Source organism: Bacteroidales bacterium, assembly GCA_014860575.1.
Classification (GTDB): Bacteria; Bacteroidota; Bacteroidia; order Bacteroidales; family JAAYJT01; genus JAAYJT01.
Genome location: JACZJK010000004.1, coordinates 29,857 through 46,141 on the forward strand (window position 1 = coordinate 29,857; position 16,285 = coordinate 46,141).

The 16,285-nt window shown below is 43.4% G+C and carries 10 protein-coding genes; 7 read left to right on the forward strand and 3 right to left on the reverse strand.

Translation table 11 applies throughout. The annotated features are described in order from the left end of the window. Positions 1-8 precede the first annotated feature (8 nt). Together IH597_00355 and IH597_00360 are read right to left on the reverse strand one after the other, a co-directional pair. Positions 9-2,285, reverse strand: a complete 2,277-nt coding sequence (locus IH597_00355) for an inorganic phosphate transporter (protein MBE0660894.1) — start codon at positions 2,283-2,285, stop codon at positions 9-11. Positions 2,286-2,376: 91 nt separating this feature from the next. Beyond that, positions 2,377-4,062, reverse strand: a complete 1,686-nt coding sequence (locus IH597_00360) for a Na/Pi cotransporter family protein (GenBank protein MBE0660895.1) — start codon at positions 4,060-4,062, stop codon at positions 2,377-2,379. 208 nt (positions 4,063-4,270) lie between these two features. On the opposite strand from IH597_00360, the gene IH597_00365 reads away from it, so the two are divergent. From IH597_00365 to IH597_00395, 7 genes are read left to right on the forward strand one after another with little or no spacing between them, the layout of a single operon-like run. Continuing rightward, positions 4,271-4,678 (forward strand): Na+/H+ antiporter subunit B, encoded by a 408-nt coding sequence (locus tag IH597_00365; GenBank protein ID MBE0660896.1) that lies wholly within the window; start codon positions 4,271-4,273, stop codon positions 4,676-4,678. A gap of 2 nt (positions 4,679-4,680) precedes the next feature. Next, the gene (locus IH597_00370) at positions 4,681-5,034 is read left to right on the forward strand and encodes a Na+/H+ antiporter subunit C (protein ID MBE0660897.1); all 354 of its coding nucleotides are present in this window, start codon (positions 4,681-4,683) and stop codon (positions 5,032-5,034) included. A gap of 16 nt (positions 5,035-5,050) precedes the next feature. After that, positions 5,051-6,565, forward strand: a complete 1,515-nt coding sequence (locus IH597_00375) for a Na+/H+ antiporter subunit D (GenBank protein ID MBE0660898.1) — start codon at positions 5,051-5,053, stop codon at positions 6,563-6,565. Further along, entirely contained in the window at positions 6,562-7,035 is a 474-nt protein-coding gene (locus IH597_00380) for a Na+/H+ antiporter subunit E (GenBank protein ID MBE0660899.1), read from the forward strand. The genes IH597_00375 and IH597_00380 overlap by 4 nt, the downstream gene beginning before the upstream one ends. Continuing rightward, entirely contained in the window at positions 7,032-7,304 is a 273-nt protein-coding gene (locus tag IH597_00385) for a cation:proton antiporter (protein MBE0660900.1), read from the forward strand. The genes IH597_00380 and IH597_00385 overlap by 4 nt, the downstream gene beginning before the upstream one ends. 13 nt (positions 7,305-7,317) lie before the next feature. Further along, on the forward strand, positions 7,318-7,737 hold the full coding sequence (locus IH597_00390) for a monovalent cation/H(+) antiporter subunit G (protein MBE0660901.1): 420 nt from the start codon (positions 7,318-7,320) through the stop codon (positions 7,735-7,737). Then, entirely contained in the window at positions 7,734-10,064 is a 2,331-nt protein-coding gene (locus IH597_00395; protein MBE0660902.1) for a putative monovalent cation/H+ antiporter subunit A, read from the forward strand. The genes IH597_00390 and IH597_00395 overlap by 4 nt, the downstream gene beginning before the upstream one ends. A 481-nt stretch (positions 10,065-10,545) precedes the next feature. Here the strand turns inward: IH597_00395 and IH597_00400 are convergent. Continuing rightward, positions 10,546-16,285 (reverse strand): T9SS type A sorting domain-containing protein (locus tag IH597_00400; GenBank protein MBE0660903.1); only part of this gene is annotated, 5,740 nt, incomplete at its 5' end.

Consider the following 16,285-nt stretch of genomic DNA (forward strand, 5'->3'; position numbering starts at 1 on the left):
GTGCTGCTTTAGTTGGTTGTAGTTGACTTAGTATCCGGGTTCGAACCGTTGGTATAGATTACAAAATCCCTGTGAGATTTAAACAGGTTCACCATAAAAAGAATGAGGTTCTTGGTTTCGGCAATAATATTAAGATAAAGCAGGCTATTCTTTGTGCCAGCTTCATTTCCCCTGATTCTTTTTACCTGAGCCTTTCTCGTTTGATCGAGGATATCAAGAATAACAACTTGAAGTTTGAGCAATTCTTCCTGCCGCGAAAACTCCGATTTTTGAATAGAGTCGAGAATAAGGGCAATCAGCTTGGTTGTTTCCTGCATTATTTTGGTCAGTTCTGATTTCTGTGCATTGAGCAAACCCTTGTGGTTGTTATTAACGTGCTCATAACATGGTTCTGAAATATAATTCATGCAATGGGCGATTTCCCTGAGATAGTCAAGGGCCTGCACATAGTAATGTCCGGTTTCAACAGAATCTTCCCGTAGTTTATCAACAGTTTTATGGATGTTGTCCTTTAAATGTTTCGTGTGTTTGTTAAGTTTTTCAACATCTTCCTTCACATCCTTAAGCTTTTTGCGGTTTTCCTCAAAAAGCGCTTTGAGGGTGCGCGGATAAAGCTTTGCAACTGTGCCAAGATTGTTGATAATACTGCTGGTACACTTTGTCAGAACGTTAACATCATCGAGCAGTTCAATGGCATCTTCATCGGATACAGCTTTGCGTTCAATTTCGCGCTTGCGATAGAACTTCTGCTGCCTTATAAGTACAAATATTGCAACTGCGATGAGCGCAAACATGCTGATAACACCGCCTTTAAGCATAATAAACGCAACAATTAATGCGGCGAAAAATGCAACAAAAGCAGTTATGAACCAGCCACCAATAACTGAAAGCACACCTGTGATCCTGTAGACAGCGCTTTCGCGCCCCCAGGCTCCATCGGCAAACGATGTGCCCATGGCTACCATGAATGTCACGTAAGTTGTACTGAGTGGCAGTTTTAGAGAGGTACCGGAAGCAATGAGGATACTTGCCACAACGAGGTTCACTGATGCACGTACCATATCAAATGAAACCAAGTGTTGCGGATCTTGCTTATCATTATGGTTCTGTAACCTATTATGAATAAAGTTGTTGACTCTGGCCGGCAGCATATTGCTGATTCCCTGGCCGAGGTTCATTGAAAGCCTGACAATGTTTCTGGAAAGTGCGGTGGAGCCAAAACGTTCGGTACCTTCGTCCTGCCTGCTAAGGTTTACACTTGTATCAATTACGGTTCGTGCCTTTTTGGAATATATCAGGGTGAGCGACATCACAGCGCCTGCCAGAAGTAGCATATATGTAGGTGTGGCAATCGGCTGCATGAGCGAACCCATCAGAAACTGATTCGGATCAGAAGCAGGATCGTTTACAAAGACCTTAAAAGATTCGAAGCCGGCAAGTGGCACGCCAATAAAGTTAACCAAATCGTTGCCGGCAAAAGCCATTGCAAGGGCAAATGTGCCAATCAGAACCACAATCCTCATCACATTGGTTCGGAAAAGCAATATCAATAACTGAAAGATAATGGACCAGGCTATGAAGCTGAGAATCATAATGGAGAAAGCATTGTTCTCAATGCTTGCTACCAGGTCAGCGCTCATAAATGAAGCTCCGCGTGCACCCTTTATCACCATAAAATAGGTGATTGCTGTAATTGCAAACCCTCCCCAAATACCACCAAGGTACCTGAGTTTTGGTTTGAAGTTAAAGGTAAAAAGCAAACGGGAAAAGAATTGAACGATACTACCAACTGTGAAAGCAATTATCACAGAAAGCAAAATACCCGAAATAATGGCAAGGGATTTACCGGCATTGATGTAATTACCCATATCCTGCATAGTCCCGCCATCGCTGATAATTTTAACAATGGCAACAATTACGGCTGCACCCAATAGTTCAAAAATGATAGAAACGGTAGTTGAAGTGGGTAAGCCAAAACTGCTGAAAGTGTCGAGCAGCAAAACATCAGTGATCATTACGGCCAGAAATATGATCATGATCTCGGAAAAATGAAACTGAACGGGAAAGAATACCCCGCTTCTCGCAATTTCCATCATGCCGCTGGAGAATGTGGTTCCCACTATGATGCCCAGGATCGCAACTGCCATGATAACCCCGAAGGAAGCAGCTTTTGCGCCTATTGCAGAGTTCAGAAAATTAACGGCATCGTTGCTTACACCTACCATCAGATCAGAGATGGCGAGGATGAAAAGAAAGATTACAATGAATAAATATATCTGATCCATCAGCTATTTAATGGGAGGCCAAAAATAGGCACTCATTTGAAAGTGGCAAAAAAAAGCAATATTAATTAATTGTTAAGTTTCTAAAACTTTATCAATCATGCTGATACTCAGCAATCGCCTGACTGATATTTATTGTATGGTCGCCAATTTCTTCGAACAGGCTAACGAACTCTGAAAAATAGCGCGCGGTAGCATATTGTATCTTTCCTGCCTTGAGGCGTTTTTGGTTCTTACTCCATAAATCGGTTCGCAAATTGTTAATTGAATCTTCGAGTTCCTGCACATGCAGAAGATTTACATGCCTTTCAAAATCCTCGATATGGTGGCTCATCAACCAAACTGACTCACGAACCTTTTCGAAAATAATTCCCACCTCGTTCCTCATTTTTTGGTTGAACCAGGCTTTGTCTTCATTTTTTTTGCTGATCAACAAAGCCATCTTCATACAAATATCGTTGATGCTTTCCATATCATCAATAATCTTAAGCATGGCCCTGATTTTTTTACTGCTCTTAAAGCTGAGTTCACTTTCTGATAACCTCGTCAGGTAAGATGCAATTTCTTCTTCCATCCGATCCGAAATATCCTCATACTGTTGGATGCGCTCAAACAATGACTTGAAGTCATCCTCGTTTTTTTCAATCAGTAATTGTGGGATGAATTCAAGCATGGCTTCTGTTCTTTTTCCGAACACATGAATTTCTTTCCCCGCCTGAAGTACTGATAGTTCGGAAGTGTTGATTGGCGATGTAAAATAAGTAAGCTTGAAATGCTCAGATGTATTGGTTTCGCGAATGAATAAGTTGAGAAGCCTTATAAACTGAGGTAAAAGAGCTATTATTACAATGGCTGTGATCAGGTTAAATGAAGTATGCAGGAATGATAAAGCAATTGGTATTGCACTGATTTCGGTGTATGGAGAAGCGCCTTCAACCAGAATGGTAAGACGTGATATCCCATTCAGAAACACCTGGAAGAATGCCAATGCCCAAATAAGCCCGGTTACATTGAAAAGAAGATGTGATAAGGATGCCTTCCGTGCTGTTCGATTAGCAATAAGGGAAGCAAATATTGCTGTTGAGGTAGTTCCGATATTGGTTCCGATCACCATGGCTGCTGCTATATCAAACTGAATCCAGCCGTTATTGCACATCACCAGTGTGAGGGCAAGTGAGGCGCTGGAAGATTGTAGCAAAATAGCAAAAACAATTCCTACCACAATGAAAATCATACGTGAAAAGAAACCCTGGTGGGTGAAGCTGGCAAGATCCTGAATAAGCCGGCTGCTCTCATCCAGCAAAGGAAGGTTGGTTTTCATTAGTTCGAGGCCCATGAAAAGCAGCGCAATCCCAATCATGAGTTCGCCCCAGGATTTCAGTTTACTCCGCGACGAAAAATAAAAAGGAATGCTCAAAGCAATGAGGGGCAATAAAACAACATTGAGTGATATTTTGAAGCCCAGCAGTGATATGATCCAGATAGTGAGTGTTGTACCAATATTAGCTCCCACAAGCGCACCGATGGCCTGGTAAAGACTTAGCAAGCCGGCATTAACAAAACTGATAATCATCACGGAAGTAGCAGACGATGATTGAATGACGGCCGTAACAATCAGTCCGGTGAAAACACTCCGGTACTTATTGGCTGTAATTGCAGAAAGTATCGAACGCATCCGGTTGCCGGCAACTTTTTGCAATGATTCGCTCATCATTTTTATTCCAAACAGGAAGATGCCAAGCGAACCAATGATTGTAAGTATTTGCCAGAAGGTTGTCATTCAGTAATTTCAATAAGAAATTCGACACGATTTTGAAAGGTCAAATATAGCTTATAATTGCGATAGCGTTGCTGCCCCAAAAATTAATTATATCACAATAGTTAAATATTTCAAATCAATTTTCTTTTACATTTGCAGCCTCAAACAATTTATGAAATTCCCTGTTTTAAGGAATAAAAAATAAAATGCTCATCTAAAGGCTGATCCCATGATATCGCTGATCCTGTCAACTTCAACGAAGATATTATTGCCTGTTCTTCTCCTGTTTTCATTTTTTGTTCTGATGCGGGGTCACTATGAACCTGGTGGGGGTTTTGTGGGTGGTCTTGTGGCAGCTTCCGCTTTTGCATTATATGCTATCGCAAATGGTGTGAAGGTTGCAAAAAGATTATTTCCTCATGCCAAGTTATTCATTGTACTTGGGCTTTCATTTTCGCTTACAAGTGGGTTGCTCTCAGCTTTTGTTGGGAAAGCTGCATTTACAGGCCTTTGGACAAAATTCTCATTACCGGTTATCGGGCAGTTAAGCACACCAATATTTTTCGATGTGGGTGTTTATTTTGTTGTTATTGGCATTACTACCAGTATTATATATACTCTGAAGATGAAAGAATAATTATGGAAATTTTGCTTGCATTTGTAATTGGTGGATTATTTGCGGGAGCCATATACATGATTCTGCGGCGTTGTGTTGTAAAGCTAATCATCGGGCTCGCAATGCTTTCACACGCTGCTAATTTGTTGATTTTTACTATCGGCAGGCTTACACGTGGAAAGGCTCCGATAATTGAAGAAGGGGCAAAGAGAATCACCGAGCAGGTTGCCGACCCCATACCACAGGCTCTTATCTTAACCGCTATTGTTATCAGTTTTGGCCTAACTGCCTTTGTCATCGTTCTTATTGAGCAGGTTTACCAGGTAATAGGCGTTGACGATGTGGATAAACTAAAAGTAACTGACACTTCTAACTAACAGGAATTACACATCTATGAACCACTTAATTCTTGTTGCACCCATTCTATGGCCCCTGGCTATGGCAATCATTGTTACCATTTTCTGGTTTCGGCGCAGTATTCAATCTACATTGAATGTCTTGGGCAGCGCCGGACTGCTTGTCATTGGTATCCTACTGGTGCGAACCGTTTGGCTTGATGGCATACAAGCTGTTCAAATGGGCGAATGGCCTGCACCTTTTGGTATTACCATAGTAGCTGATTTGTTCAGCGCTTCTATGGTACTCATTACCGGAATCATTGCGTTCGCACTTTCAATCTATTCACTTGTAACAATTGATAAGCGCAGAAAACAGTTTGGATATTATTCTTTGATAAACACATTGTATATGGGTGTGTGCGGGGCTTTTGTAACCGGCGACCTGTTTAATATGTATGTTTGGTTTGAAGTAATGCTTATATCATCCTTTGTATTACTTACTCTTGGAGGCGAATCAAAGCAAATTGAAGGCACCTTCAAATACGTTACAATCAACCTTATCTCTTCAGCCCTTTTCCTGGTAGGGGTTGGATTTCTATATGGAATTGTGGGTACATTGAACATGGCCGACCTTTCCGTAAAGTTGGCCAATCACGAAAACCAGGGCATGATTACCGTTGTCTCCATGTTTTTTCTTGCTTCATTTGGGATTAAAGCTGCAGTGTTCCCACTATTTTTCTGGTTACCCGCTTCGTACCATACTCCACCTATAGCGATTACCGCCATTTTTGCCGGGCTTTTAACAAAGGTTGGTGTTTACAGCCTGATCAGGGTGTTCACACTGTTGTTTGTTGGAAATATTGACTTTACGCATACATTGATACTCATAATTTCAGCTTTTACAATGTTTGTAGGTGTACTTGGCGCTGCCTCGCAGTATGATATGCGCAAAATTCTATCGTTTCACATTATCAGCCAGATTGGTTATATGATCTTCGGGCTGGCTTTATTCACACCGCTGGCTATTGCAGGTGCTATCTTCTATACTCTTCATCATATCATCGTAAAAACCAACCTGTTTCTGGTAAGTGGCCTCGTAAAACAGCTAAAAGGAGATTATGATGTAAGGAAAATTGGAGGTGTTTTGAACAGCTATCCTTTGGTTGCTATCTTGTTCCTCATACCTGCTTTGTCACTTGCCGGAATGCCTCCTTTATCGGGATTTTGGTCAAAGTTCTTTTTATTGAAGGCAGCTTTTGAAGATCAGAGTTATATTGTTGCTGCGGTGGCCTTACTGGTTGGATTGCTTACGTTGTTTTCGATGATGAAGATATGGAATGAGGCTTTCTGGAAAAATTCCCCAAAAGAACATGTGGGAGTTGAAAGAGTAAAAGTAAATCTCTTCAGCAGGCCGGTTATTTTCATGGTCATCCCTATCATTTTTCTTGCCGCCATTACTGTGTTTATTGGTTTTTACCCTGAACCGCTTTTTGCACTGGCTTCACGTGCAAGCGAGCAATTGTTAAATCCGCAAGAATATATTAACGTAGTTTTAGGAGGGGCCAGATAATGAAAATGTTCCTTACCAATGTGTTTCTTACGATCGTTTGGATCATGCTGACAATGAAAATGACGGTTGTTAACTTCGCTTTTGGATTTTTAATCAGCTTTGCTATCCTGTGGTTGATTTACGGCAGACAGCATCCCGGATATTTTATGCGAATCCCCAGGGTACTTAGCTTTTTGGCACTTTTTATTTATGAAATCGTGAAAGGAGCCGTAATAATCGCGTTTGATATAGCTACACCTAAACACTATATGCGCCCTGGCATTCTAGCCGTTCCACTTACCGCAAAAAGTGATTTGGAGATCACCCTTCTTGCAAATATAATAACATTCACTCCTGGTACTATGAGCATGGACGTTTCGCTTGACCGCAAGGTGCTTTACGTATATTCTGTTTACATCAACGATGAACAGGAAGATGTAGCCGCTATTAAAAATGGACTTGAAAAGAAACTTTTGGAGGCAATGCGATGAACCTGACTAACATTCTGCTCTACTTTATCCTGCCCGTATTGAGTCTTTCGATGGTGCTGATTTTTATTAGGGTTATCCGTGGCCCCCGCCTGATGGATCGGGTTGTTGCCCTTGACCTGCTCGTCATTGTTGGTATCGGGTTTATTTCATCTTACTCAATACTTTTCAACGAATCCATTATCATTGATGTTTCACTGATTCTTGCCCTTATTGCTTTTCTGAGTACTGTAGCATTCACCTACTACTACGAAAAAGGAGGCGAGGAATAATCAAACTAATAACATGAGGGAAATTGTAGTTATATTTTTTCTGGTATTGGGAACCGTTTTTATTTTCCTTGGGGCCATTGGCTTACTCAAAATGCCGGATGTATTTCTTCGGATGTCCGCCTCAACAATTGCAGCAACCTTAGGTGTTTCAAGCATTCTGATTGCATTGGCTATTCACTTTGCTGAATTTGGCATTACTGTGCATGTGATCGGTACCAATATTTTTCTTTTCCTGACAGTTCCTGTGGGAGCACATCTTATGGGAAGGGCTGCACATAAATCAAAATATAAAAAGTGGGATAAAACTGTGCTGGATCGCCTCGAAGGGAAATACAAGAAAGGGAGCCGCTCACCAGAGAGTGGCTTAGAAGAAGAAAATGGCGGATCAACAATAGCTGAAAACGAGAATAGTACTAAAAACGATCTACTATGATAACGGCAATTCTGGCTGGTTTTATAGCGGCTATTGCCGCTCCATATATTCACAAGGCTGCACCCCGGCTCGCCGGATATTTTCTGACCCTTGTTCCATTGTCCATTTTCGCTTATCTGGGAACTTATATTCCTGCTATCGCAAACGGTGAAATTATAAGCAGCCATTATAAATGGTTCCCGGAACTGAATATTCATATTGGTTTTTTGATTGATGGGTTAAGCTTAACTTTTGCGTTAATTATCAGCGGTATCGGTGCCCTCATAGTATTTTATGGAAGCAGTTACCTCCATGGACATAAAAAGCTGGGTAGATTTTATGGTTACACCTTCTTCTTCATGGCCTCGATGCTTGGCGTGGTTTTATCTGATAACCTGATTACACTCTTTATTTTCTGGGAACTTACAAGCATTAGTTCATACCTTCTGATTGGCTTTAACCATGAATCGGAAAAAGCAAGGAATGCTGCATTGCAGGCATTACTCGTTACCGGCGGCGGCGGCCTGGCTTTATTGGCCGGAATGATCATCATGGGCTTTGCCGGTGGTAGCTTTAACATTAGTGATTTGCTTTCACAACATGACGCTATCATTTCACATGAACTGTATTTTGCAATGCTCTTCCTGATTTTTTGGGGCGCTTTTTCGAAATCAGCCCAATTCCCTTTCCATTTCTGGTTGCCCAGCGCCATGGAGGCTCCAACCCCGGTAAGTGCATACCTGCACTCAGCTACTATGGTAAAGGCAGGTGTTTATCTCCTTGCCCGTTTAAACCCGGCCATAGGAGGTACTGAGCCGTGGACATATACCTTGCTGATATTTGGTGGCATTACGATGGTGCTTGGTGCTGTGCAGGCACTGGGTCAGACGGATTTAAAACGTATCCTTGCTTATACAACGGTCAGCGCCCTCGGCATACTCGTATTTTTGATTGGTATAGGCACACAAACGGCTATTACGGCTGCCATCATTTTTCTTGTAATTCATGCTTTGTATAAAGGCTCCTTGTTCCTTGTGGCAGGCGCCATTGATCATGAAACCGGCACCCGGGATGTGCGCTTTCTTGGAGGCCTGGGGAAAAAACTCCCATACGTAATGATTGCGGCCGTGCTTGCCGCACTTTCTTATGCCGGCCTTCCTCCCCTGCTTGGATTTATTGGGAAAGAAATGATTTACGAGAGCACACTCCATGGCGAAGGGGTGACAATATTGCTGACAACTATAGCAGTGCTGGTTAACATGCTACTGGTTGCTACTGCCATAATTGTTGGGATAAAACCCTTTTTCGGACCTTTCAGGGAAACACCAAAACACCCCCACCATGCTCCATTTCGGTTATGGTTTCCTCCAATGTTGCTGGCTTCCCTGGGCTTGATTTTTGGGATCTTCCCTTCATTGTTGTCAGAAACTATTATTGCTCCGGCAGCAAGTGCAAGTATGGGTACAACTTTTACAGCGAATTTACATTTGTGGCATGGTTTCAATCTGAGCTTGTTGCTGAGCGTCCTCACGCTGTTAGGAGGTTTTTTCTTCTTCTATATAAGAAGCATTGGCAGGCAGATTAATAACTTTTACACGTCGCACTCCGAATACCTTATGGAGTCTGTTTATTATAAAGTAATTGATAGAATGGTGAAGTTTGCCAGCTGGCAGACCAAATTTTTCCAAGACGGCTACCTGCGGCATTATATTTACTGGATGATGACTACTGTGTTGGTTATTGGATTCCTGTCATTATTCAGCTTTGTAGACCTAAGCGTTATTTCTCTCACGATTCATCAGATCTATCTTTATGAGATTCTGATTGTGGTGGTACTGTTACTTGCTGCTTTTTTTGCTATCAAATCGAAGTCAGTATTGGGCGCTGTTGCATCAATAGGGATAACAGGTTATGGAGTTGCCCTTATTTTTGTATTCTATGGTGCACCTGACCTTGCCCTTACGCAGTTTTCAATCGAAACCCTCACTGTCGTCCTGCTGGTGCTGATCGCTTATAAAATCCCACGCTTTGCCAGCTACTCTTCAAAAAGCACAAAGATCCGTGATGCCGTCATTTCAATTTCTGTTGGCTCATTTATTACAGTCATATTACTTGTTCTATTGAGTTCTGAACCACCAGAAACCATCAGTCATTATTTCCTTGATAACTCCTACATACTTGCTCATGGCCGCAATGTAGTTAATGTGATCCTTGTTGACTTTAGGGCACTTGATACCATGGGAGAAATAACAGTGCTCTCCATTGCTGCAGTTGGTGTAATCACCTTGTTGAAACTCAGGATGGGTAAGGAAAAGAAGGATGCCTTGGTTAAGGACAAGCAGAATTAGCCGTTTGGGACCCATGTAAAAAGTCCTAAATCCCAATTCCCAAATTCAAAGATCAAAGGATTGACTACCAAACACTCCATTACTCCACCTACCCCACCAATTAACCAAACATAACTCCATTACTCCCTACTCCCCACTCCCCACGCTCCACGCTCATAGGGGGCTGAAACACAAAATTCAAAATCCAAAACTCAAAATCCAAGGTTCAAAGCACAATGAATCAGCGAACTACAAATTTGCAGATTAACCAATTAACCAATCACTTCACCACACCATCACTCCAGTAAACCATTACTCCACCACTCCCACTAATCGACCAATCAACCATTTCACCAATCGACCATTCAACTAATCAACCACTCGATAGCCGTACGATCCTGATTTCAGTAATGTGCAAATAAACCGGGGCCGTTTCTGTAATTGAAACGGCCCCGGTCTGGTTTAATAAATCAGGGATATAAACCTTTATGATCCACGTTTATCAAGGCATGTGGATCATAGTGTTTGATTGCATATGGTCACTCTTCTCGCCTTGCAGGAATATCCGGTAGAGATAAGCGCCGGGTTTAATTGTTGGATTGCTGAACTCAACTAAGTAAGTACCGGCTTCCTGGCGCTGGCTTACAAGTGTTTCAACAATCTGACCCATGCTGTTATAAACAACCAGTTTCACCGTTCCGGATTCCGGCAGGCTATAGCTGATCATTGTTGTTTCCTTAAACGGATTAGGATAATTGGTAATAAACAGTTTACTGTTGCTGGTGGAAGTATTCAGCGCATCAGTGGCAAGTCCGATGTTTTTAATCACCTGTGCTTCTCCATCGGCAAGTTCAGAAATTCCATCCAACTCAAAGTAACGGGTTTCACTATCAATGTCGTCAAGAATTCTTACCCTGATATTTACAATCGCCTCGTCGCTACTCACATAAACCGGGTTATAATCGGCCCAGGCTATGCGAACAATTCCCTTTTCCGAATCTATCATAAACACTTCCTGATCAACTCCGAGCACCTCAATCAGATCAATACGGTAATTCAGGCCAAGTGTAACAGCACCTAATTCTGTGTCACGTGTGACCCTAACAGGGATATTAACGATTTCTCCCTTGTTCACAGCCCTTTCACCATCAAAAACCAACGCCAGGTTTGTTTCGGCTTTGAATCCCGCAGAAGTTGGTACAAGACTGGAATTGATGTCGCCAAGCGCAAGATAATAGATATTGATAAAATTCCTGTCAGTGAGGGCAATGGCAGTACTGCTGTATTTATGATCGGTTGCCGGTGTAAAGTAGAGGTAGGAAGTATTGCTATGGAAGAAAGGCACATCATGAGGATTGCCTGCTGTTGGCGCTACAGGGTTGCCGGCAGCAAACTCATAATTGAACGGTTCGGGCCATGTTGTGTATGGTAATTCAGGAACCAATCTTCCGGTTACACGGAAATTTGGTGAGTACTGAATTCCTGACTGGTTATTGGGGAAAGCATCAATCAGGCCTACAGCACGGTAATTGGTTGTAAGCGCATCAAGTGCGGTTATTCCACCATTCATGTATGGGTTCGAACTGTTTACATCGGCAGCGCTGTGTGAATAATATCCAAAACGCGGAGCCCAGGCCATAGATCCAACCCAATTGAAATAGTAGGGAGCAGCATTGATATTGATCTGGGTTGCCATCAGTTGGATAGCAAGCGCATCGGTAGCATTCACTCCACCCCAATTGTTATAGGTAAAGTTATTTCCAAGTTGTCTTGCTGCTAAAGGCGGGTTCAATCCTGAACCTCCGGGCATATCATAATGCACCAGACCGCCATCCCAGATTTTGAGGAAATATCCTTCGCAGCCATATTCCTGTACAAAATAATTCATATCAAACTCGAAATACGACATAAGGTCAATGATGCCTTCAAGCAATCTGGGCTGAACAATAACCGTATCAAGTTCAATGACACCCTGGCCACTATCGAGGCAAAGGATCACATAGAAGTAATCATGCGGGTAGGTTGCATAATCCACTGTCGGGAACGGTGTCGGCATGTAGGTTTCAAACTGGTTCCAATACTTGACCTGACCGGCAAATTCGGGACTCAGTTTTACAATTGGCGTCATTTCATCATTTCCAATGCATTCAATCACATCAAAAATACTTGCCTGAACCGATAAGCTTCCGGGAACCAAACTATTATCCCACTGCACCGTTACCTGTGTTCCTGTAGCAGTGGTCAAACCATCCGGAACAAATACTCCACCTGTTAATACCCAATTGTAGGAGATTATTGAATGATCGTTGCACACAGATTGCTCATCAATACTATAATCAGTTTCGGTGCATGAAAAAACCTCTGAAGGACCAACGATAACCGGCTTCGGAATTTCAAAAACGGTAATGGTAAATTCGCACGATCTTGTACAGCCATCATCATCCGTGAATGTGTAAGTGATCGTATAGATGCCACAGCTAGGAGCACTGAACTCGTATTCCTCTGAGTTCGGATTAAAGGCAACATGATCGCCGGAATAAATCCCGCCTTCGGGAGTAGCACCGCTTAGGATAACAGGTAACTCATCTTCACAAACAACGAGATCATCAGGACATTCCATAATCAGCTCGAAGATGCTAATCTCCACCACTGCATCATCACAATTATCCGGGTTAAGAATTTCGCAGATCTGGTACGTAAGTGTATAAACTCCCGCAGGGGTTTCAGGTGCAATGCTGACAATTCCGGTGGCCAGATCAAGCGCTATGCCCGGATGCGACGGTGGTATCAATACAGAAATTGTAATCTCGCTTATGCTGACTGGATTATCGTTAAGCAAATCGTTTACAAGAACATTGCCGGTATTTACATTGCCTACGCATCCATTTACCGGCCCGAAGCTGATGTTGTTTGCTTCAATAGGCGGAGCAATAACAAGCACAGTGATAATCGCATCATCACAGTTCCATGGATTCAGTATTTCGCAAATCTGGTAATTAATGGTGTAGGTTCCGGCTGGTGTTCCGGGGGCAACACTCACAATTCCTGTGGTGATGTCCAATGCAACACCGGGGTTCGTCGCCGGGATTAGAACCTCAATTGTAATTTCGCTGATATCAACCGGCTGACCGTTGAGTAGATCATTATCCAGTGCATTGCCAACATTCGGGTTGCCTTCGTAACCGTTCACCGGGTTCGGAGTATAATCATCGTCAATGGCAAGGATTTCAGGAGCAATTACCAACACAGTTATTACTGCATCATCACAGTTCCAGGGGTTCAGTATTTCGCATATCTGGTAAGTAATGGTGTAAGTTCCTGCAGGTGTTCCGGGGGCAACACTCACAATTCCTGTAGTGATATCCAATATAACTCCGGGGTTAGCCGCCGGAATAAGAACCTCAATCGTAATTTCGCTGATATCAACTGGCTGGCCATTGAGCAGGTCATTATCCAGTGCGTTGCCAACATTCGGATTGCCTTCGTAACCGTTAACAGGGTTCGGAGTGTAGTCATCGTCAATGGCGAGGATTTCAGGAGCAATTACCAGCACAGTTATTACAGCATCATCACAGTTCCAGGGGTTCAGAATTTCACAAATCTGGTAAGTGATTGTATAGGTTCCTGCAGGTGTTCCGGGGGCAACACTCACAATTCCTGTAGTGATATCCAATATAACACCGGGATTAGCCGCCGGAATTAGCACTTCAATCGTTATCTCACTGATATCAACAGGCTGATCGTTGAGCAGGTCGTTATCCAGTGCGTTGCCGACATTCGGATTGCCTTCGTAGCCGTTCACCGGGTTCTGAGTATAATCGTCGTCAATGGCAAGGATTTCCGGAGCCAGCACTTCAACGGTAACTATGGCATCACTGCAATTTGCAGGGCATAATGCTTCACAGATGCTGTAAATCAAGGTATAGATTCCGGCAGGTGTGCCGGCAGCAACAGTAACCTGGCCGCTGGAAATATCCAACACTATGCCCGGATGCGAGGCCGGCTCAATAAGATGAATGATCACTTCCGAAATATCGGGAATATGGCCATTGATCAGATCGTTAGTCAACACGTTTATTACCGAAATACCACCTTCGTATCCATTCACCGGTATTCCTGTGTCATCAACTGCAAGAATTTCTGCCAGTTGATTTATGGTCAGGTACATGGAACTTGAAACAGTCGGGCATGGAGGGCTTGAGTGAGCTGTTAGGGTAAGAACCGCGAAACCATTTAGGATGTCGCTTGCAGTTGGATAGTAAATTGGGTTCAGAATGTTTGCATCGCTGAACAAGCCTGTACCGCTTGTACTCCACTGTAAAGACGTATAGTTGCCTGCAGTTGCATCAATGAGTTCATAAACCTCACCCACACAAATGCTCGCATCAGGCCCGGCATCAGCGATTGCTGATCCTGAAACAATTACCTGCATATAATCACATATAGTATCGCAGGCCGGCCCGTTGAAATTAGCCCAGCGGAAAATATAGCTTCCGGGAACAAGTTCATTGACCTCGGTTTGCGGATTAAACGGATCAACAATGTTGGCCAGGCCCGGCCCAGAATGTTGCGACCACATACCCGTGCCAACTATTGGCATTATGGCATCCATGAATATTGATTCTGTATCGCAGGCAGTTATATCCGGCCCGGCATAAATGCAACAAACAAGTGATTGCCAGTTGGTGATGGTAACCTGGTCAGAATTTGAGCAGGAACCAAGGGTAACCGTGTATTCAAAAACATACTCTCCGGGTACGACCCCAAAGGCTAAGGCGTTGTTGGTGTTCGAATTAAAGATGAACGCCATGTTTGGCCCTGAAACCTGTGTCCACTGAACACTTGCATTTGCAACAAAATTACCTGTGAGCAGGATAAAACTTTCACCGCACAAGTCGTTGTCCGAACCGGCATTGGCAAGCGGCGCAGGCACGATATTCAATAATAACTCATCACTAAAAGCTTCGCAAGTTCCATATCCGGCTGCAGTTAGCGTCAAGGTCACTATTCCTGTTTCAGCAGTTCCTGGAACATAAATCGGATTCAGGGTGTTTTCGTCAATAATTTCACCTAAACCATTATGAGACCAGCTGATGGAAGAATAATGGGATGCAGATGCACCAGAAACCTGGAACTGTTCGCCTTCACAAATGAAAGCATCGGGTCCGGCATTGGCTGCTGGAGGTGGGAAAATCGAAAGCACCATCTCATCACTGGCATTATCGCAATTTTCCTGACCAAAAGCAGTCAAGGTCAAAGTAACCTGAACCGCATAAATATCACCCACGCTTGGGGTATAGGTAGCTGTCAGGGATGTGGCATCATCAAAAGTTCCGGTTCCGCTGCTAGTCCATAAAAAGCCTGAATGATTTTCCACGTTTCCAGACAATATGTATGTGTCGCCGGCACAAATACTGAAATCTGAACCTGCATCCGCCGTTGCGCTCTCAATAACCGAAATTGTAAATACTTCGGTAACTATACATTCATTCAGAGTTGCCGTGACAGTTACTTCAGCAAAACCAGCAAATGATGATGTTAAGAAAGCGGGAATATGAGGGTTCAAACCGGTGCTTGAGCCATTTATCAGACCCACATTATCGCCATCTACAACCCAATTGTACACGACGGATGGATTTGCAGGAACAGCCGAAAGTAAAATATTTGGAATCAAACTGTTAATGCAAACCGGTCCAATATCTGAGATCGGATTAATTTCGAGTACCGTACCTTCATAAATGAACACAATCGCTTCTGCTTCGCAACCGTTGGCGTCAATAACAGTCACAGTGTACATGCCAGCTTCAAGACCGCTGGCTGTTGCTGCGTACTGGATTGGATCGGTATCCCACTCATATGTATATGGTGTGGTGCCGCCGGTGGCGTTCACAGTGGCTGTGCCATCGCTTCCTTCATAACAGCTTACTTCAGTGCTTGCTATGATCTCTGCGATCAGCAGCGTGGGTTCGGTGATTTCTACAAAGGCCAGGGCTGAGCATCCGTTATCGTCAGTGACGGTGACGGTGTAAATGCCGGCGGAAAGGCCGGTGGCTGTAGCTGTGGTTTGTGCATTGCTCCACAAATAAGTGTATGGCGCTGTTCCGCCTGATCCGGTTACTGTGGCGGTGCCGTTGGTGCCGCCATTGCAGCTTACATTGGTTTTGCCGGTGATCGTTGCGGTGATGCCGGTGGGATCAACCAACAAAATGCTGACAAACGCGGTGCAGCCGTTATCATCCGTG

What these genes read in the sequence shown, in the direction of transcription:
- IH597_00355 (MBE0660894.1), bottom strand. Translation starts at nt 2,285, where the DNA reads ATGGATCAGATATATTTATTCATTGTAATCTTTCTTTTCATCCTCGCC.
- IH597_00360 (MBE0660895.1), bottom strand. Translation starts at nt 4,062, where the DNA reads ATGACAACCTTCTGGCAAATACTTACAATCATTGGTTCGCTTGGCATC.
- IH597_00365 (MBE0660896.1), top strand. Translation starts at nt 4,271, where the DNA reads ATGATATCGCTGATCCTGTCAACTTCAACGAAGATATTATTGCCTGTT.
- IH597_00370 (MBE0660897.1), top strand. Translation starts at nt 4,681, where the DNA reads ATGGAAATTTTGCTTGCATTTGTAATTGGTGGATTATTTGCGGGAGCC.
- IH597_00375 (MBE0660898.1), top strand. Translation starts at nt 5,051, where the DNA reads ATGAACCACTTAATTCTTGTTGCACCCATTCTATGGCCCCTGGCTATG.
- IH597_00385 (MBE0660900.1), top strand. Translation starts at nt 7,032, where the DNA reads ATGAACCTGACTAACATTCTGCTCTACTTTATCCTGCCCGTATTGAGT.
- IH597_00390 (MBE0660901.1), top strand. Translation starts at nt 7,318, where the DNA reads ATGAGGGAAATTGTAGTTATATTTTTTCTGGTATTGGGAACCGTTTTT.
- IH597_00395 (MBE0660902.1), top strand. Translation starts at nt 7,734, where the DNA reads ATGATAACGGCAATTCTGGCTGGTTTTATAGCGGCTATTGCCGCTCCA.